Genomic DNA, 18,590 nt, shown 5'->3' on the forward strand with positions numbered 1-18,590 from the left:
GACTGCAGGGGCCCCGCGCTACGGCAGCGTGAACCCCGGATCCATCCCGCCCAGCGCCGTCGTGCACAGACAGTCCCGCGTCCCGTTCGCCGGCAGCCCCGCGACCGCGTCGAAGAGCACACCCCGCAGCCGGTCCACATTCGCCGCGAACACCTTCAGCACATCGTCGTGCGAAACTCCCTCGCCGGTCTCGGCCCCCGCGTCGAGATCGGTGACGAGGGTCAACGACGTGTAGCAGAGCTCCAGTTCGCGCGCGAGCGCCGCCTCGGGGTGGCCGGTCATACCCACCACGGACCAGCCCTGCGCCTGGTGCCAGAGCGATTCGGCACGGGTGGAGAACCGCGGGCCCTCGATCACCACGAGGGTGCCGCCGTCCACCGGCTCCCAGTCCCGCCCGCGCGCAGCTTCGAGCGCGGCCTTGCGACCGACGGGGCAGTACGGGTCGGCCAGCGACACGTGCACCACGTTCGGCACCGTGCCGTCCGGCAGCGGAAGACCGTCGAAGTACGACTGCGCCCGCGCCTTCGTACGGTCGACCAGCTGGTCCGGCACCAGGAGTGTCCCCGGCCCGTACTCAGGTCGCAGACCGCCCACCGCGCAGGGCCCGAGGATCTGTCGTGCGCCGACGGAACGCAACGCCCACAGGTTGGCCCGGTAGTTGATGCGGTGCGGCGGCAGATGGTGGCCGCGGCCGTGACGGGGCAGGAAGGCGACCCGCCGCCCGGCGATCTCGCCGAGGAACAGGGAGTCGCTGGGCGGCCCGTAGGGGGTGTCGACCTGTATCTCGGTCACGTCATCGAGGAAGGAGTAGAACCCCGAGCCGCCGATGACCCCGATCTCGGCCCTGTCCGCCGGCTGTTCTCCGGCAGGGCTCTGCGCATTCTCCGTGTTCGCCATGGACCGCACCCTAGTCGGGCCAGGAAACGCCGAAGACCCCGTCGTCGTACGACGACGGGGTCCCGTAAGAACAAGCCTTACGCGGCGGAGCTGCTGCTGGACGAGCCGCTGCCCGACGACTTCGAGTCCGAAGAGGACGACGAAGTGGTCGAGGGTGTGGACGACGGCTTCGAAGCAGGCGTGGACGCCGGCGAGGTGCTCGTCGACGAACCGCGGCTGTCATTGCGGTAGAAGCCGGAGCCCTTGAAGACAATGCCGACGGCCGAGAACACCTTCTTCAGGCGGCCACCGCAGTTGGGGCATTCGGTCAGGGCATCGTCGGTGAACTTCTGCACCGCCTCGAGGCCCTCGCCACACTCGGTGCACTGATACTGGTAGGTCGGCACTGGTCTTCCTCCTGGCACTCTCACTCAATGAGTGCTAACGACGGTCCATAGTGACGTATTCCGAGAGATCAGTCCACCGCCACCGGCACTCGGTGACCCACGCCACGTGCGACGGTGCGGCTCGCGGGCCGCGTCGCCAATCGTGATCGCAGGCCTACCAGCGTCGCCAGAGCCAGTGCCGTACCGGCCATCGGCACCAGGAAACCGGCGCCGTCCCAGAAGCGATCCTCGAGTTGTCCGGAGACCGTGACGGCCGCCGCCTGACCGAGCGCGACGGCGCCGGTGAGCCAGGTGAAGGCCTCGGTGCGGGCGCCGGCGGGCACCAGACTCTCGACCAGTGTGTAGCCGGTGATCAGGGCCGGAGCGATGCACATGCCGACCAGGAGGCCGATCCCGGCGAGCACGATCACGGAGTGGGCGGCCCAGAGCCCGGAGGCGGTGAGCGCCAGGGCCGCGTACCCGAGGACGAGCCGTCGCTGCGGGGCCACCTTCCAGGCGATGGCGCCGAAGGCGACGCCGGAGAGCATGTTGCCCGCGGCGAAGACGCCGTACAGGACACCGTTCAGGCCGGGCTCGCCGATCGATTCGCTGAACGCGGCGAGGGAGACCTGCATGCCGCCGAAGACGGAACCGATTCCCAGGAAGGCCACGATCAGAACGCGCACACCGGGGACGCGCAGTGCCGAAACGTGCTCCACGCGCGCGTGCCCGTCAAAAGCGACAGCGGGCTGGGTGCTCTTCTGCGCGGCGAACAGGAGACCGCCGACCAGCGTCAGCGCGGCCTCGGTCAGCAGGCCGGCGGCCGGGTCCACGGTCGTGCACAGTGCGGTCGCCACGAGCGGGCCGAACACGAAGGTCAGCTCGTCGGTGACGGACTCGAAGGCCGCCGCGGTGGTCATCAGCGGCGACCCCTGGAGCTTGACGCCCCAGCGGGCGCGCACCATCGGACCGATCTGGGGAACCGAGGCGCCGGTCGGCACGGCGGCGACGAAGAGGACCCACAAGGGGGCGTCCGCCAGCGCGAGCGCGGTCAGGGAGAGGCCCGACAGGGTGTGCACCAGGACGCCGGGGAGCAGTACCGCCCGCTGCCCGAGCCGGTCGGCGAGGCGCCCCGTGAAGGGCGCGAACAGTGCCATGGAGACACCGGTCACGGCGGCGACGGCGCCGGCGGTTCCGTACGAGCCGGTGGTGTGCTGCACGAGCAGCACGATGGAGATGGTCAGCATCGCGAACGGCTGGCGTGCGGCGAAGCCGGGGAGCAGGAACGTCCAGGCGCCGCGCGTGCGCAGCAGCTGCCCGTACCCGGGGCGGGAGGTGACCGTGGATGCCACGGCCCGTGCCTTTCTGCCACCTGGTAGCGCGCCCGTGCGGGGGGCGCCGAGAGCTGTCCTCTTGCGCGGAACTGCGGTAGATACCGGCTGCCCACTGCGAGGGCACCGCGGCCGCCATACGGTCGCGCCAGCTCTGCGTCAGGCAGAGTTGGTTCGATCTAGGTATGCCTTCATCGTACAGGGATGAACGGTCCACTGCCTGTGAAAACGAGCACCATGGCATCGTTCGCCTGCGAATGCATATCAACGCTTAAGGCCCTGTTCGCCTGGATGTCCCAGCCGATGCCTCAGCCGGTGCCTCAGTCGATGTCCCGGCCGATGTCTCGTTCGCCGTCTCGCTCGACGTTCCGTTCAATGGTTGTGACCTTCGCCTTCCGGTCCCAGCCAGCCGGCCAGCTTGCCGCCCTGGCCCACCGCGCGCAGTCGCCTCTCGGCCGCGTCCCGGACGGGATCGGTGGCCACCACGAGGAGCTCGTCGCCGCGCCGCAGCACGGTCGTGGGCAGCGGTACGAAGGACTTCCCGTCGCGTACGACGAGGGTGACGGCAGCGCCCGCCGGCAGGCGCAGCTCGCCCACCTCGACGCCGTGCATGCGCGAACCCTTCGGGATCGCGACGGACAGCAGATGGCCGCGCAGCCGCTCCAGGGGGGCTGATTCGATGCCGAGGTCGGCGGCCTCGCCGGACTCGCCCAGCCGCAGCTTGCGGGCCAGCCAGGGCAGTGTGGGGCCCTGGATGAGCGTGTAGACGACGACCAGTACGAAGACGATGTTGAAGATGCGGCGGCTTTCCTCGATGCCGCTCACCATCGGGATGGTCGCCAGGATGATGGGCACGGCGCCGCGCAGTCCGGCCCAGGACATCAGCGTCTGTTCCTGCCACGGTATGCGGAACGGCAGCAGGCTCAGCACGACGCTGAGCGGCCGCGCCACCATGGTGAGAACCAGGCCTATGACGAGCGCGGGCCAGATGTCGTCGCCCATCTCGTGCGGCGTGACCAGCAGGCCGAGCAGCACGAACATGCCGATCTGGGCGATCCAGCCGAGCCCTTCGGCGAAACCGCGCGTGGCGGGCCAGTGCGGCAACTTCGCGTTGCCCAGCAGCATCGACGCGAGGTACACGGCGAGGAAGCCGCTGCCGTGGGCGAGCGCGCCGGCGGCGTACGCCACGACCGCGATCGCCATCACGGCGATCGGATAGAGACCGGAGGCGGGCAGCGCCACATGCCGCAGCCCGTACGAGCCGAGGAAGCCCACCGCGATGCCGATGGCCGCGCCGATGGCCAGCTCCAGGCCTATCTCGCCCAGCAGCGCGTACCAGTGCTCCACCGGGCCCGCCGTGGAGAACGCGACGACGAGGATGACCACCGGAGCGTCGTTGAACCCCGACTCGGCTTCCAGAACGCCCGTCACGCGCGCGGGGAGGGGCAGTTTCCGCAGGACCGAGAAGACCGCCGCCGCATCCGTCGAGGACACCACCGCCCCGATGATGAGCGCCTGCCGCCACTCCAGCCCGATCAGATAGTGAGCGGCTGTGGCCGTCACTCCGACGCTCACCGCGACGCCGACCAGTGCCAGCGAGGTGGCGGCCGGAAGGGCGGGCTTGATCTCTTTCCACTTCGTGCCGAGGCCGCCCTCGGCCAGGATCACGACCAGGGCCGCGTACCCGATGACCTGGGTCAATTCGGCATTGTTGAAGTGGACGTCGCCGATCCCGTCCTGGCCCATCGCGACGCCGATGCCCAGGTAGACGAGCAGGGTGGGGAGCCCGCTGCGCGAAGAGATCCGAACCGCTGCCACCGCGACGAGCAGAACGAGCGAGCACACGAGCAGGAGTTGGTTGAGGTGGTGGACAGTCAGCGGCCGTTCCTTCCTCGTCAATCCGGTCACTCGGATCAGAACGCTCAGATCGGCACACGCGGATCGGAACCCTCGGATCAGAACACCGGAAGCCGAGCACTTCAGTGCAAGTACTTCGTTACCTTACCTAACTCTTGACGCTTTCTTGACGTTCCCGGGGGCAAGATCGAACGCCCGTCCGTTCGGGTACCCGACTCCGCGTCAAGGCGCGGTGGGCCCTGCGCCTATGGTTGCTCCAGCACTCCAGGACCGCCTGCCGCTCGCGTTAGGACAGCAAGGACAGCGATGCCCCCCAACACCACCGCCTCTTCCGGCCAAAAGCCCGGCAAGTCCGGCAGGAAGAAGGGGCGCAAAGCCCGACTGTTCTTGATCGTCCTGGTTTTGGCCATCATCGGCGGCGTCGCCTTCGGCGGGTTCTGGACCGTCAGCACAGTGCGCGCTTCCTTCCCGCAAACCACGGGCGAGATCAAGCTCGACGGCCTGTCAGGACCCGTGGACGTCAAGCGGGACAGCTACGGAATCCCGCAGATCTACGCCTCGTCCGACGAGGACCTCTTCATGGCGCAGGGCTTCGTCCAGGCGCAGGACCGGTTCTACGAGATGGACGTACGCCGTCACATGACCTCGGGCAGGCTGTCCGAGATGTTCGGCTCCGGGACGGTCGATGACGACGAGTTCCTGCGCACCCTGGGCTGGGACCGGGTCGCGAAGGAGGAGTACGACACCAAACTGTCGGACTCCACGAAGAAGTACCTCCAGGCCTACGCCAAGGGAGTCAACGCCTACCTGAAGGGCAAGGACGGCAAGGACATCTCCCTGGAGTACGCGGCCCTCGGCTTCGAGAACGACTACAAGCCCCAGGAGTGGACCCCGGTCGACTCGGTGGCCTGGCTCAAGGCGATGGCCTGGGACCTGCGCGGCAACATGGACGACGAGATCGACCGCTCCCTGATGACGAGCCGCCTGGGCCCGCAGCAGATCGCGGACCTGTACCCGGAGTACCCGTACAGCCGGAACCAGACGATCGTCCAGGAGGGCGAGTACGACAGCGCCACCCAGTCGTACGTCCAGGGCGGCAGCAGCACCACGACGGACTCCGCGGGCACCGGGCTCGCGGGCGACACCACGGCTCCCGCCGGCCTGGAGAGCCAGCTGTCGGGGCTCTACGACGTCCTCGACGACCTGCCGACGGCCGTCGGAGTGAACGGCAACGGCATCGGCTCCAACTCCTGGGTCGTCGACGGCGACCACACCATCACCGGCGAACCGCTGCTGGCCAACGACCCGCACCTGTCGCCCTCGCTGCCCTCGGTCTGGTACCAGATGGGCCTGCACTGCACCACCGTCTCCGCCACCTGCCAGTACGACGTCTCCGGCTACACGTTTGCCGGCATGCCCGGTGTGATCATCGGCCACAACCAGGACATCGCCTGGGGCATGACCAACTCCGGCGTCGACGTCACCGACCTCTACCTGGAGAAGCTCACCGGCGACGGCTACCAGGTCGACGGCAAGGTGAAGCCCTTCACGACCCGCAAGGAGACCATCAAGGTCGCGGGCGGCGACTCCAAGACGATCGTCGTCCGGGAGACCGACAACGGGCCCCTGGTGTCCGACCGCAACGACGAACTCGTCAAGGTCGGCGAGAAGGCCACCGTCGACTCCGCGGCGCCCGACCGCGGCGACGGCTACGGCATCTCGCTGCGCTGGACCGCGCTGGATCCGGGCAACTCCATGGACGCCGTCTTCGAGTTGGACAAGGCCTCCGACTGGACCGAGTTCCGCAACGCGTCCGCGTCCTTCGACGTGCCCTCGCAGAACCTGATCTACGCCGACACCAAGGGCAACATCGGCTACCAGCTGCCCGGCAAGATCCCCACGCGCGGCGAGGGCGACGGCTCGCTCCCGGCGCCCGGCTGGGACTCCAAGTACAACTGGACCGGCTACATCAAGCAGGCCGAGCTGCCCTACGAGTACAACCCGGACCGCGGCTACATCGTGACCGCCAACCAGGCTGTCGTCGACAAGGACAAGTACCCCTACACGCTCACCACGGACTGGGGCTACGGAACGCGCAGTCAGCGGATCACCGACCTGATCGAGTCGAAGATCAAGGACGGCGGCAAGATCTCGACCGAGGACATGCGCCAGATGCAGCTCGACAACAGCAGCGAGATCGCCAAGCTGCTGGTGCCCAAACTGCTCAAGATCGACGTCGACGACCCTGACGTCCGCGAGGCGCAGAAGCTCCTGGAGGGCTGGGACTACACCCAGGACGCCGACTCCGCCGCCGCCGCCTACTTCAACTCGGTCTGGCGCAACATCCTCAAGCTCGCATTCGGCAACAAGCTGCCCAAGGAGCTGCGCGTCGAGGGCCAGTGCCTGAACGTGGCCCCGGTCGACACCACCGGTCCCGCCGACGAGGACCAGACGGTCCGCGAGTGCGGCCAGCGCGCCGCGGACAAGGCGCAGCCGGACGGCGGCGACCGCTGGTTCGAGGTGGTCCGCAACATCATCGACGACGAGGACAGCGACTGGTGGAAGTCGCCCAAGACGCGCCTCGACAAGGCGACCGACACCCGTGACGAGCTGTTCGGGCGGGCTCTGAAGGACGCCCGCTGGGAGCTGACCGCCAAGCTCGGCAAGGACATCGACACCTGGAACTGGGGCCGGCTGCACCGCCTGTTCCTGAAGAACCAGACCCTGGGCACCGAAGGCCCCGCCTACCTGCAGTACATGCTCAACCGCGGCCCCTGGAAGCTCAGCGGCGGCGAGGCGACGGTCAACGCGACCGGCTGGAACGCGGCGGGCGGCTACGGCGTGGTCTGGGTGCCGTCCATGCGGATGGTGGTCAACCTCGGGGACCTCGACAAGTCCAAGTGGATCAACCTCACCGGCGCCTCCGGGCACGCCTACAGCGCCCACTACACCGACCAGACGGACATCTGGGCCGAGGGCCAACTGCTGGACTGGTCCTTCTCGAAGGAAGCGGTCGAGAAGGGGACGAGCGACACACTGGTCCTGAAACCGTGACGCGCTGACCTGTCGAAAGGGCCCTCCACGCGCGCGTGGAGGGCCCTTTCGCGTTGCCGGAGGCGCCGGTGGAAGACCTCAGCGGAAGCGACGTACGCCCGACGGGGTCACCACCGCGTGGACGGGCCGGTCGTGCGGCTCCTCGGGGACCCGCTCGACGACCTCGGAGTCGTACAGCAGCACCACCAGCGCGGGATCGGCCCCCGCGCGCTCCAGACGGGCCAGCACGCGGTCGTACGAGCCCCCGCCGCGCCCCAGGCGCATTCCGCGCGCGTCGACGGCGAGACCGGGCAGCAGGACCGCGTCGGCCTCCTGGACGGCCGCGGGCCCCAGCCGCTCGCCCGCCGGCTCCAAGAGGGCCATCTTTCCGCCGTGTTGGACCCGCGCGAGGGAGCTCACTCCGGCGTACGCCCCCCAGTCCAGGTCGTTGTCCGCCAGCAGCACCGGCAGCAGCACGCGCACGCCCCGCGCGTGGAGCGCGTCCAGGAGTGCGAGGGTGCCGGGCTCGCTCCCCACCGAGACGTACGCCGCCACTGTGCGCGCGTGCGCCAGCTCGGGCAGTTCCAGGGCGCGGGCGGCGAGAGCTGCGGTTGTCTCCCGCACGTCATCGGCTGTCAACCCGTTTCTCACCGTGAGGAATTCTCGCCGCAACGTTCTCTTGTCAGGCTCTGACTCGGACCCAACGTGACTCACAGGTCTCTCCTGTAACTTCCTAATACGCTCATATGAGAGTGAATTAACCGGAGCTACAGATTCCGCACATAGCCACCGGATATGGTTGCGGGCATGACTGAGTCGCACCCCAGGATCAGCAAGGCTGTCATCCCTGCAGCAGGCCTCGGTACCCGGTTCCTGCCGGCGACCAAAGCCACTCCCAAGGAGATGCTGCCGGTCGTCGACAAGCCGGCGATCCAGTACGTGGTCGAAGAGGCCGCGGCCGCGGGTCTTGACGACGTCCTGATGATCACCGGCCGCAACAAGCGCCCCCTCGAGGACCACTTCGACCGCAACTACGAGCTCGAATCGGCCCTCCAGAAGAAGGGCGACGCCGACCGGCTCGCCAGGGTCCAGGAGTCCAGCGACCTCGCCACCATGCACTACGTGCGCCAGGGCGACCCCAAGGGACTCGGCCACGCAGTCCTGTGCGCGGCCCCGCACGTCGGCCACGAGCCCTTCGCGGTGCTCCTCGGAGACGACCTGATCGACCCGCGCGACCCCCTGCTCTCGCGCATGGTCGAGGTCCAGGAGCAGCACGGCGGCAGCGTCATCGCGCTCATGGAGGTCGCACCCGAGCAGATCCACCTCTACGGGTGTGCCGCCGTCGAGTCCACCGACGAAAGCGACCTGGTGAAGGTGACGGGCCTGGTCGAGAAGCCGGACCCGGCGGACGCGCCCAGCAACTACGCCATCATCGGGCGTTACGTCCTCGACCCGCACGTCTTCGACATACTGCGCAAGACCGAGCCGGGCCGCGGCGGCGAGATCCAGCTCACCGACGCCCTCCAGCAGCTCGCCACGGACGAGAAGGTCGGCGGCCCCGTGCACGGCGTCGTCTTCCGGGGCCGCCGCTATGACACCGGTGACCGCGGCGACTACCTGCGTGCCATTGTCAGACTCGCATGCGAACGTGAAGACCTGGGCCCGGACTTCCGGACCTGGCTTCGCAGTTACGTAGCCGAGGAGATGTAGCGATTTTGAGCACCGCCGCGACCCGCGTCACCGGCCAGGACCACCTCTGGTCGGTGACCGAGCACCTGGAGGACATCCTCGCGACCGTTCGCCCCCTCGAACCCATCGAGCTGCAGCTCCTCGACGCCCAGGGCTGCGTCCTGGTCGAGGACGTGACGGTGCCGGTCTCCCTGCCGCCGTTCCACAACAGCTCGATGGACGGGTACGCGGTGCGGGTCGCGGATGTCGCGGGCGCGAGCGAGGAGTTCCCGGCCGCTCTGACGGTCGTCGGCGATGTCGCGGCGGGCCAGGCCGAGCTGCTCCACGTGGGCCCCGGCCAGGCCGCCCGCATCATGACGGGCGCCCCGATGCCTCCCGGCGCCGAGGCCGTCGTCCCCGTGGAGTGGACCGACGGCGGCCTCGGCGAGGGCCCGGTCTCGGGGATGCGCGCCCACAGCGCGGACCCCGAGGGGGCCTTCGGACAGGTGCAGGTCCACCGCCCGGCCGAGGCACGCGCGCATGTGCGCGCGAAAGGCAGCGATGTGAGGGCCGGCGACCGCGCTCTCGACGCGGGCACGGTCCTCGGCCCGCCGCAGATCGGCCTGCTCGCCGCGATCGGCCGCGGCACCGTACGGGTGCGCCCGCGCCCGCGCGTGGTCGTCATGTCCACCGGCAGTGAACTCGTCCAGCCCGACGAGGAGTTGGGCCCCGGCCAGATCTACGACTCCAACAGCTTCGCCCTCTGCGCCGCCGCTCGCGACGCCGGAGCCATCGCCTACCGGGTGGGCGCGGTCGCCGACGACGCCGAGACCCTCCGCGCCACCATCGAGGACCAGCTCATCCGAGCGGACCTGGTGGTCACCACGGGCGGGGTGAGCGTCGGCGCGTACGACGTCGTCAAGGAAGCCCTCTCCTCCGTCGGAGACGAGGACGAGGAGGGCAGCGGCATCGAGTTCCGAAAGCTCGCCATGCAGCCCGGCAAACCCCAGGGCTTCGGCACCATCGGCCCCGACCACACCCCGCTGCTCGCCCTCCCGGGCAACCCCGTCTCCTCGTACGTCTCCTTCGAGCTCTTCGTACGCCCCGCGGTCCGCACCCTGATGGGCCTGACGGACGTCCACCGCCCGACCGTCCGGGCAGCGCTCGCGACCGACAAGGCACTGACCTCGCCCGCGGGACGCCGGCAGTTCCTGCGCGGGAAGTACGCCGACGGCCGGGTGACGCCCGTCGGCGGCGCCGGATCCCACCTGGTCGCGGCCCTCGCACACGCCGACGCACTCATCGTCGTCCCCGAGAACGACACCTCGGTCGAGCCCGGCACCGAGGTCGACGTGGTCCTGCTCGGCTGAGCGCCCCGAGTTGGCGGTACCGTGTCGCGCACAACAGGCCCGACCGGGAGCGCCGCAGCACATGACAGTTCCAGCCCGGGGGGAGACCCCCGGACCCCATGTACAGGACCGGCTGACGCACATCGACGAGGCGGGCGCCGCCCGCATGGTCGACGTGTCAGGCAAGGACGTGACCGCGCGCACCGCCCGTGCCAGCGGCCGCGTCCTGGTCTCACCGCGTGTGATCGAGCTGCTGCGCGGCGAGGGCGTCCCCAAGGGCGACGCCCTCGCGACCGCGCGCATCGCGGGCATCATGGGCGCCAAGCGCACGCCGGACCTGATCCCGCTGTGCCACCCGTTGTCGGTGTCGGGTGTCAAGCTTGATCTGTCGGTCACGGACGACGCCGTCGAGATCCTCGCCACCGTGAAGACCACGGACCGTACGGGCGTCGAGATGGAAGCCCTCACCGCGGTCACCGTGGCGGCCCTCACCGTGATCGACATGGTCAAGGCGGTCGACAAGGGAGCGGTCATCACGGACGTACGCGTGGAGGAGAAGACGGGCGGAAAGTCGGGCCACTGGAGTCGGGCATGACGGGACCGTCGTACCGTGCCCTTGTGGTCACCGCCTCCAACCGGGCCGCCGCGGGGGTCTACGAGGACAAGGGCGGACCCCTGATCGCCGCGGGGCTGACCTCGTACGGCTTCGAGGTGGACGGTCCCCGGGTGGTGCCCGACGGTGACCCGGTCGAGGTTGCGCTGCGTGCCGGTGTCGATGCCGGGTACGACGTCATCGTCACCACCGGCGGCACCGGGATCTCGCCCACCGACAGGACCCCGGAGGCCACGCGTCGTGTTCTCGATCACGAGGTGCCGGGCATTCCCGAGGCCATCAGGGCGTTCGGAAGAGAGAAGGTTCCGACGGCGGCGTTGTCCCGGGGGCTCGCCGGAGTCGCGGGACGGACACTGATCGTCAACCTGCCCGGTTCCTCCGGCGGGGTGAAGGACGGACTGGCCGTTCTGGAGCCTCTGCTGACTCACGCCGTCGACCAGATCCGCGGCGGCGACCACCCCAGACCCAGCGACACCGGGGGTGTGAGCTGAACAGCCCATCCTGGCCCGTCGAGCTGGTGGACGGCGATGTCGTCCTCCGGCCGATAAAGGTGCGCGACCAGCGGGTCTGGCGCGAGGTCAACCGGCGCAACCGGGACTGGCTGCGGCCCTGGGAGGCGACCATCCCGCCGCCCACGCCCAGTGGTCCGATCGCGCACCGGCCGACCTACCGTCAGATGGTCAGGCACCTGCGCGCCGAGGCCAACGCGGGCCGAATGCTGCCCTTCGTCATCGAATACCAGGGGCGGCTCGTCGGGCAGCTGACGGTCGCCGGGATCACCTGGGGCTCGATGTGCTCCGGGCACATCGGCTACTGGGTGGACCAGTCGGTGGCGGGGCGCGGAGTGATGCCGACGGCCGTGGCGCTCGTGACCGACCACTGCTTCCGGACCGTCGGACTGCACCGCATCGAAGTCTGTATTCGCCCCGAGAACGGGCCCAGTCGCAGGGTCGTGGAGAAACTCGGATTCCGCGAGGAAGGACTTCGTCCACGTTATCTTCACATCGACGGAGCCTGGCGCGACCATCTTGTCTTCGCACTCACCGCCGAAGAGGTACCGGAGGGGTTGCTCGGGCGCTGGCAACGGGCGCGCGCGGAGCGGGCGCGCTCCGAACAGGCGCGATTGGACCAGACCAGGCCGGGTCAGATGGGGCACGAACAGGTGCGACCCGGGCAGACGGGCGCGCAGAACCCGAGTAAGCCGGGCAACGCGAGTAAATGAAATGGGTGTTCGAAATTGATCGCTCGGCGATCGTCTCCGGGCATTAAATTCGCGGTCCCGGCGGCCTGTTGATCGCATCGGTCACAAAAAAAGCTCGAAATATCAGCCAGATCGTGCGACACACCGGCTCAATTGGCAGATGGCCTCACGCAAACCCCTCTACCGTGTGAGGCGTGAGCAGCAGCGGCCTCATCTACGCAGTCATCGTCGGGGCCTGGGCCGCCTACTTGGTGCCGATGTGGCTCCGTAGGCAGGACGAGCTGAACGAAGCCCGTCCGACGGAACGCTTCAGCACCGCCATCCGGCTGCTGTCCGGACGGGCGGGCATGGAGCGCCGATACGCCAAGGACCTGCGGGCGCGCTCCACCGAAGAGGGGGAGCCCAGCGCCGATCCGGCCGGCGTCACCGACTCGGTGGACGTCCGGGCCTTCGCCATGCCCCCGGCCCAGTCGCAGGCGCCGACCCAACAGCGGCCGCAGGCGCACGCGCAGGCCCGGTCCCGACCGCAGGTGCGGGAGCGGGTTCAGGGGCAGCCGCTGGCTCAGCCGAAGGCGGATTCGGCGTCGCAGGGCGCGGGCAGACCGGACGCCCAGCACGGGGCACCGGCGCACGCGGCGCAGGCACCGGCGCGCACGGCGCACTCGGCGCAGACCGCCCCCAGACCCGTACCGAAGCAGTCGGCCAGGCCCAAGTCCGAGCCGGAGCCCAAGTCCGCGTCCCGGCAGACGCCTGCGGCGCGGCGCGCTTCCTCGGCGGAGGCCGCGGCGCGCGCCCGGCGCTCGAAGGTGCTCGCGCGCCGGCGGCGTACGACGGTGATGCTCTTCATCGCTTTCACGCTCGGCGCGATCGTGGCGGCCGTCGGGGGGCTCGCGCTCCTGTGGGCGCCCGGCGTACCGGCCGTGATGCTGAGCGGGTACATCGTGTATCTGCGCACCCACGAACGGCGCCGCTTCACCTACACGATGGACCGGCGCCGGGCCGAGGCCGCGGCACAGCGGCTGCGGGAACGGCAGCCGCGACGGCGGCAGGCCGTCGACCCCGGGGCCGACGAGCCGGACGAGGGACCGGAGCCGGCGACCGACCCCGGTCTCTCCGCGCTCGCGGCCGACCGCCGCGCGCTCGTCGAGCAGACCGACCACGCGGAGTGGGTCGACCAGCAGCGCGAGCGCCAGCAGGGCCCCGGCCGGGGTGACAGCTGGGACCCGGTGCCGGTTCCGCTGCCGACCTATGTGACCGCGCCGGTCGCGCCCCGGGCCACGTCCAGCGTCGACCTGGGGGCGCCGGACGCGTGGAGTTCCGCGCGGTCCAGCACCGTCGAGCCGAGCGCGCCGGAGGCGGAGCGCGTCGCCGAGGAGCAGTGCGAGGACGAAGCGGATGCCGACGCCGCGGACTGCGCCGACGGCGACGGTCGCAGCGACGCCCGTCGCGCCGCGTCCGCCCGTCGCGCCCGCGAGCGTGGCCGCACCCCGTTGTTCGACCAGTACGAGGACGGGGACCGGCCGCGCGCGGCCAACGAGTGACGGTGCCGTGACGGGCCCTCGGGGCCACTGGCTGACCAGCCAGGAACGGATTTCCGGGCACCCTGATGGGGATGCTAGAGTTTCTCTCGTTGCAAGGGCCTGTGGCGCAGTCTGGTAGCGCACCTCGTTCGCATCGAGGGGGTCTGGGGTTCAAATCCCCACAGGTCCACACTGCGACCTGTTGATGAGTCAGATCGTCAACAGATCTTGAAATCCCGCCCAGTTCATTGAACTGGGCGGGATTTCTGTCTGTCGGCCTGTCAGTGCAGCGGCTTTGCGAAGCAGCGGCTCATGGGTGAGTCGCGGTAGTGGCCGAACTTGGTGCAGGGCTCGTAGCCGCTCGATGTGTACAGGGCGATCGCCTCCGGCTGCTCGGTGCCCGTCTCGAGGACCATGCGGGTGCGTCCCGCCGTGCGGGCGTCCGCTTCCAGTGCGGCCAGGATGCGGCGGGCGAGGCCTAGGCCGCGGGCCTGCGGGACCACGTACATGCGCTTGAGTTCGGCGTCGCCGTCCGAGTAGCCCTCGTCGTTCTCGTCCTGGGTGCGCCAGCCGCCCGTGGCCACCGGCCGGTCCTGCTCGTCGTACGCGATGAGGTACATGCCCAGCGGCGGCTCGAACATCGTGGCATCGAGGGGTGTGACGTCGCCCTCGTCGCCGTAGCGCTCGGCGTATTCGGCCTGTACCTGGTCGTTGAGCTTGACGGCGTCGGGGTGGTCGAAGGGGACCCGGCGGATATTCATGCGAACCATCGTACTTCTATGCGTGGGGTGGGTGGTAGGCATTAAGTATCGTGCCTGGGTGCTGACTATTACCTCTGTGAACGTGAACGGGCTCCGGGCCGCCGCGAAGAAGGGTTTCGTGGAGTGGCTCGCGGAGACCTCCGCGGATGTGCTGTGCCTCCAGGAGGTGCGCGCCGAGCCGCAGCAGCTGCCGGACGAGGTCCGCGCGCCCGACGGCTGGCACGTCGTGCATGCGCCCGCCGCCGCCAAGGGGCGCGCGGGCGTGTCCCTGTACACGCGGCGCGAGCCCGACCGTGTGCAGGTCGGGTTCGGGTCCGAGGAGTTCGACTCCAGCGGGCGGTACGTCGAGGCCGATCTGCCCGGTGTCACCGTCGCCAGCCTCTATCTGCCGTCGGGCGAGGTCGGGACCGAGCGGCAGGACGAGAAGATCCGGTTCATGGGGGAGTTCCTCGCCTATCTGAAGGGGCTGCGGGAGCGGGCCGCCGCCGACGGGCGCGAGGTCGTCGTGTGCGGCGACTGGAACATCGCCCACCAGGAGGCCGACCTCAAGAACTGGAAGGCGAACAAGAAGAACTCCGGGTTTCTGCCCGAGGAGCGGGAGTGGCTGGGGCGGGTCTTCGACGCGGCCGAGGGCGGATACGTCGATGTCGTGCGGGGGCTGCATCCGGACGTGGAGGGGCCGTACTCGTGGTGGTCGTATCGGGGGCGGGCCTTCGACAACGATTCAGGGTGGAGGATCGACCTGGCTGTCGCTACGGCGGGTCTCGCCGGGCGCGCGGTCAAGGGGTTTGTGGAGCGGGCCGCCCGGCATGAGGAGCGGTGGTCGGACCACGCTCCCGTGACCGTGGTTTTTGAGACCTGACGGGTGCGGGGCGCGCCGCCCCGGTCGACATGGCAAGCCCCGCCGAGTCCTCAGTTGCCTCACCTCGCGGTGTGACATTCCCCGATCGTGAAGGTCAGGCGCGAGGTATCCGGCCCGGCCAGTCGACTGGGGCCGCCCCCTGGGCGGCCTTTGCTGACGGTGACCCGGACAGCGCTGAGGAGAAGGTGTTCCCGGGTCACCTCGGCTTCGGCGGTGAGTGTCTGGAGGTAGCGGTTGACCACGTATTCCTCGAGCCAGTCGGAGCGCATGGCGGCGGGGGCGGGGCATACCTCGCCTCGGGCGGTGGCACGACACGCGTAGTCGCCGTACGGATACCCCTTCCGCGCGGCGAAGTACATGCGTCCCCCGCAGCCTGCGCAGTGCGCCACCCTGGTGAGCAGGGCGGTGGCCGTCCCGCGCTTGCTGCGAGTGCCGTTGGAACGTGTCAGAAGGACGTCTTGCAGGGCGCTGAACTCGTCCTCGGTGAGCAGCGGCGGACCGATCAGCACGGGCGCACCCTCGACGTTGCGAACGGTCTGTGTCCGGTGCACGCGATGGCCCATCAGTGACGGGCTGCGCAGCACCTTGGACAGGGTTCCGGACGTCCAGCGGAAGTGTTCGAAGTCGCGTCCGTGACGGCGGCCCCCCAGTGGCCGTCCTTGGAGTTGGGCGTGGCGGTCGCGCGGCACCAGTACACCTGTCTCGTTGAGTTTGCGCGCGATGGCGAGCAAGGAGTGACCCGCATGCACTTCTTCCACGATCATGCGGACGACAGGTGTGGTTTCGGGATCAGGGGTCAAACACCAGCCGCTGCCGGAAGGGTGCGACGCCTTTCGGTAGCCGAAGGGGACCAGTCCGCCTCCGTAACGACCGGCCGCACGGAGGGCTTCGTGGCTGTCGGTGAGCCGGTTGGAAATGGTGCGGGCCTCTTGCTCGGCGGCGTAGGCCAGATCCATGCACCGTCGGATGGTGGCGCTGTCCGCCTGCGGGGTTACCTCGAGCGGGTGCTCTGCCTCAGTCATCCCGAAGACGAGTGTCCTGTCGTGCTGCCGCCCCCAAGCGATCAACTCGGCCATGTGTGCCACGGATCGGACGGCACGGTCCACGTGGGACCACACGATGGCGTTGTACTCCTGGGGGTGACGTAGCCACGAGGACAGGGACGGCCTCTCGAACGGGGACGTCTTGCGGGCCGAGATGCCAAGGTCCGATGCCTCGCCGATCAGCGTGAAGCCGAGCTGCTCGGCGCAGAGTTGGATGGCGGCGCGCTGTCGGCCGGGCGAGGTCGTCACACTCGTCAGGCAGCTCAGGCGCAGGGCCGCGAGCGCTCCCGGTTGCCCGGCGGAAAGCGAAGTCGGTGGAGCCTGCAGGGAACTAGGCTTGAGCATGTTGGCACTCCTCGACAGTGTCGGCCGTGCCCCGGGGCTGGTAGGACAGCCGCCGGGGTCTATTCGGTCTCACTCTCGGAGTGCGAACTGGTGTCTGTCTTCCGTTGACCGGAAAGTACCTCGATGGTGTGAACGTTCAGGGTTCTGTCAGCGATCTAGTGAAAACCTGGATGTGGGGCCTCAGCTGTGACCGTGATCGTGAACTAGTCAGAAGTTCGGCTCACACCTCGACGAGGAGGAAGACCCACATGAAAGTAGCGAGCGATGGCAGTACGTATGTGATGAGCGGAAGAGACCCAGGTCCTCTCTCGTCCTATGCCGCACGGGTCTCGGCGTACCAGGGGAGCCGGTTTCGGGCGCGCTCGCGTAGAAGTTCGCAATAGCGGAGATGGCGGTGGCCGACGTAGAGCCACGTCGCAGCAAGAGCGAGGCCGAAGGCGGCGATGAGTCGACCGCCGGAGCCGTGGGGAAGATGAGCATCGGAGCGGACCAGGCGCGAGTTGACGACGTGAGGACGCTGAGATGGCTGAGAACCCGCAATCTCCGGCTGGGCTTCCGCCGGTGGAGTTGGCCCGCTGGGTTCAGGGTCAGCTCACAGCCGGGATGGAGTGGTCCGAATGCCGCAGAGCGCGTTTCCGGCGGTCCGCCTCGCTGGTCAAGTTGCTGTCCTTGGCCTTCTCCGTTGCCTCGACAGTCATCCTGGGGCTGCAGGACCTCAACTTCTGGGCCAGTCTGGCCTTTTCCCTGGGGGCCGTCGGAGTCGCTGTCAATGCGGTTGAACCCTTCTTCAACTGGAGGGCTCGGTGGGTCCTCATGGAGGAGTCGGAGGTCAGGTTGCGCCGCATCAGAGACGAACTGGATTACCTCCTCGTACGGACGGCGCCCGACCTCATACGCGTCGAGGACGTCGACCCGTTCTTCCAGAGAGCGCAAGAAGTGTGGGCCGACATCAGTCGCCGATGGCTCGATCAGCGCCATGCGGACCAGCGGGACACCTGATTCCCCGGCCAGGCCGTGCGGCGCCGGATCCGCGGTGGTTGCTCAAGCCCCCGGCCGACGGCTGAGCCGTCGGTCCAACGCCATCGACAGTTCCGCCTCCACCACGCTCTTCGCCAGTGGGCGTAGGCGTTGGAGGTCCTCCGGGGTGCGGTTTTCGGTGAGGACCAGGGTGATGAAGAGGTCGGCGAGGGCGTCGGCGTGGTCGCGTACGCGGCGGGCTGTTGCCAGGACTTCCGTGAGGGGGATGCCCTCGCGGACCAGGGCGGCGGAGGCGTCGAGGAGGCGGCGGCTGATGTGGACGAGTTCGCCGCCGTCGGTGCCGAGGTAGCCGAGGTCGAGGGAGGCGGCGAGGTTCTCCGGGGTGGCCTGGCCGGCGAAGACGTCGGCGAGTTCCTCGGGGGAGAGGCGGACCGGGGTCTCCTCGGTGGGCTCGCCGAGGCCCAGCAGCTCACCTACGTTGCGGCCGTGGTCGAAGGCCTCCGCCAGTTCCGCGATGCCGTTCAGGGTGTGGCCGCGTTCCAGGAGTGCCGAGATCGTGCGCAGGCGGGCCAGGTGGGTGTCGTCGTACCAGGCGATGCGGCCCTCGCGGCGCGGTGGCGGAATCAGTTTGCGCTCGCGGTAGAAGCGCAGGGTGCGCACGGTGATGCCGGCCTCCTTGGCCAGCTCCGCCATCCGGTACTCGTGCTTCTCCGTCACGTCGGCACCCTACGACGTACCGACGGTAACTTTCGCTGTCGCGACCCCTA

General features: G+C 69.0%; 17 protein-coding genes and 1 tRNA gene. 10 read left to right on the forward strand and 8 right to left on the reverse strand.

The genetic code is table 11. The features are described from left to right. Positions 1–18: 18 nt before the first annotated feature. From OG266_RS25655 to OG266_RS25670, 4 genes are all read right to left on the reverse strand, one after another. Positions 19–897 (reverse strand): S-methyl-5'-thioadenosine phosphorylase, encoded by an 879-nt coding sequence (locus OG266_RS25655; protein ID WP_371548662.1) that lies wholly within the window; start codon positions 895–897, stop codon positions 19–21. A gap of 77 nt (positions 898–974) precedes the next feature. Continuing rightward, on the reverse strand, positions 975–1,283 hold the full coding sequence (locus tag OG266_RS25660) for an FmdB family zinc ribbon protein (protein WP_266460195.1): 309 nt from the start codon (positions 1,281–1,283) through the stop codon (positions 975–977). A 68-nt stretch (positions 1,284–1,351) separates the two neighbouring features. Beyond that, on the reverse strand, positions 1,352–2,614 hold the full coding sequence (locus tag OG266_RS25665; RefSeq protein ID WP_266460197.1) for an MFS transporter: 1,263 nt from the start codon (positions 2,612–2,614) through the stop codon (positions 1,352–1,354). Between the two features lie 351 nt (positions 2,615–2,965). Beyond that, complete coding sequence (locus OG266_RS25670; protein ID WP_371548664.1) at positions 2,966–4,501, reverse strand: potassium/proton antiporter; 1,536 nt, start codon at positions 4,499–4,501, stop codon at positions 2,966–2,968. Between the two features lie 255 nt (positions 4,502–4,756). On the opposite strand from OG266_RS25670, the gene OG266_RS25675 reads away from it, so the two are divergent. Continuing rightward, positions 4,757–7,504: a penicillin acylase family protein gene (locus OG266_RS25675; RefSeq protein ID WP_371548666.1), complete on the forward strand. Its 2,748-nt coding sequence runs from the start codon at positions 4,757–4,759 to the stop codon at positions 7,502–7,504. 78 nt (positions 7,505–7,582) lie between these two features. On the opposite strand, the gene OG266_RS25680 is transcribed toward OG266_RS25675, so the two are convergent. Further along, positions 7,583–8,197 carry a 5-formyltetrahydrofolate cyclo-ligase gene (locus OG266_RS25680; protein ID WP_371548668.1) on the reverse strand — a complete coding sequence of 205 codons (615 nt, stop codon included), beginning with the start codon at positions 8,195–8,197 and terminating at the stop codon, positions 7,583–7,585. Between the two features lie 93 nt (positions 8,198–8,290). Here OG266_RS25680 and galU point away from each other — a divergent pair, with 93 nt between their 5' ends. The 7 genes from galU to OG266_RS25715 all read left to right on the forward strand — a co-directional run bounded on the left by galU (position 8,291) and on the right by OG266_RS25715 (position 14,024). Then, on the forward strand, positions 8,291–9,193 hold the full coding sequence (galU, locus tag OG266_RS25685) for a UTP--glucose-1-phosphate uridylyltransferase GalU (protein ID WP_266460212.1): 903 nt from the start codon (positions 8,291–8,293) through the stop codon (positions 9,191–9,193). Between the two features lie 5 nt (positions 9,194–9,198). Next, positions 9,199–10,521, forward strand: coding sequence for a gephyrin-like molybdotransferase Glp (glp, locus tag OG266_RS25690; protein WP_371548669.1), 1,323 nt, complete (start codon positions 9,199–9,201; stop codon positions 10,519–10,521). A gap of 61 nt (positions 10,522–10,582) precedes the next feature. Continuing rightward, positions 10,583–11,095: a cyclic pyranopterin monophosphate synthase MoaC gene (moaC, locus tag OG266_RS25695; protein ID WP_266460218.1), complete on the forward strand. Its 513-nt coding sequence runs from the start codon at positions 10,583–10,585 to the stop codon at positions 11,093–11,095. Further along, a complete protein-coding gene (locus tag OG266_RS25700) occupies positions 11,092–11,604 on the forward strand; it encodes a molybdenum cofactor biosynthesis protein B (protein ID WP_371548670.1) in 513 nt (170 codons plus the stop codon). The genes moaC and OG266_RS25700 overlap by 4 nt, the downstream gene beginning before the upstream one ends. Then, the gene (locus OG266_RS25705; protein ID WP_266464153.1) at positions 11,601–12,335 is read left to right on the forward strand and encodes a GNAT family N-acetyltransferase; all 735 of its coding nucleotides are present in this window, start codon (positions 11,601–11,603) and stop codon (positions 12,333–12,335) included. The genes OG266_RS25700 and OG266_RS25705 overlap by 4 nt, the downstream gene beginning before the upstream one ends. Before the next feature lie 173 nt (positions 12,336–12,508). Beyond that, positions 12,509–13,855, forward strand: coding sequence for a gephyrin-like molybdotransferase receptor GlpR (glpR, locus tag OG266_RS25710; protein ID WP_371548671.1), 1,347 nt, complete (start codon positions 12,509–12,511; stop codon positions 13,853–13,855). 95 nt (positions 13,856–13,950) lie between these two features. Beyond that, positions 13,951–14,024 (forward strand) — tRNA-Ala (locus OG266_RS25715). A 91-nt stretch (positions 14,025–14,115) separates the two neighbouring features. Here the strand turns inward: OG266_RS25715 and OG266_RS25720 are convergent. Beyond that, positions 14,116–14,595, reverse strand: a complete 480-nt coding sequence (locus OG266_RS25720) for a GNAT family N-acetyltransferase (protein WP_371548672.1) — start codon at positions 14,593–14,595, stop codon at positions 14,116–14,118. Between the two features lie 58 nt (positions 14,596–14,653). Here OG266_RS25720 and OG266_RS25725 point away from each other — a divergent pair, with 58 nt between their 5' ends. After that, positions 14,654–15,457, forward strand: coding sequence for an exodeoxyribonuclease III (locus tag OG266_RS25725; RefSeq protein ID WP_266460228.1), 804 nt, complete (start codon positions 14,654–14,656; stop codon positions 15,455–15,457). A 59-nt stretch (positions 15,458–15,516) separates the two neighbouring features. Here OG266_RS25725 and OG266_RS25730 read toward each other — a convergent pair whose 3' ends face one another. Next, on the reverse strand, positions 15,517–16,845 hold the full coding sequence (locus tag OG266_RS25730) for a recombinase family protein (RefSeq protein WP_371548673.1): 1,329 nt from the start codon (positions 16,843–16,845) through the stop codon (positions 15,517–15,519). A 522-nt stretch (positions 16,846–17,367) separates the two neighbouring features. On the opposite strand from OG266_RS25730, the gene OG266_RS25735 reads away from it, so the two are divergent. Further along, a complete protein-coding gene (locus OG266_RS25735; RefSeq protein WP_371548674.1) occupies positions 17,368–17,844 on the forward strand; it encodes a DUF4231 domain-containing protein in 477 nt (158 codons plus the stop codon). Between the two features lie 42 nt (positions 17,845–17,886). Here OG266_RS25735 and OG266_RS25740 read toward each other — a convergent pair whose 3' ends face one another. Next, the gene (locus OG266_RS25740; protein WP_371552952.1) at positions 17,887–18,516 is read right to left on the reverse strand and encodes a MerR family transcriptional regulator; all 630 of its coding nucleotides are present in this window, start codon (positions 18,514–18,516) and stop codon (positions 17,887–17,889) included. Between the last annotated feature and the right edge of the window lie 74 nt (positions 18,517–18,590).

Source organism: Streptomyces sp. NBC_00554, from assembly GCF_041431135.1.
Classification (GTDB): Bacteria; Actinomycetota; Actinomycetes; order Streptomycetales; family Streptomycetaceae; genus Streptomyces.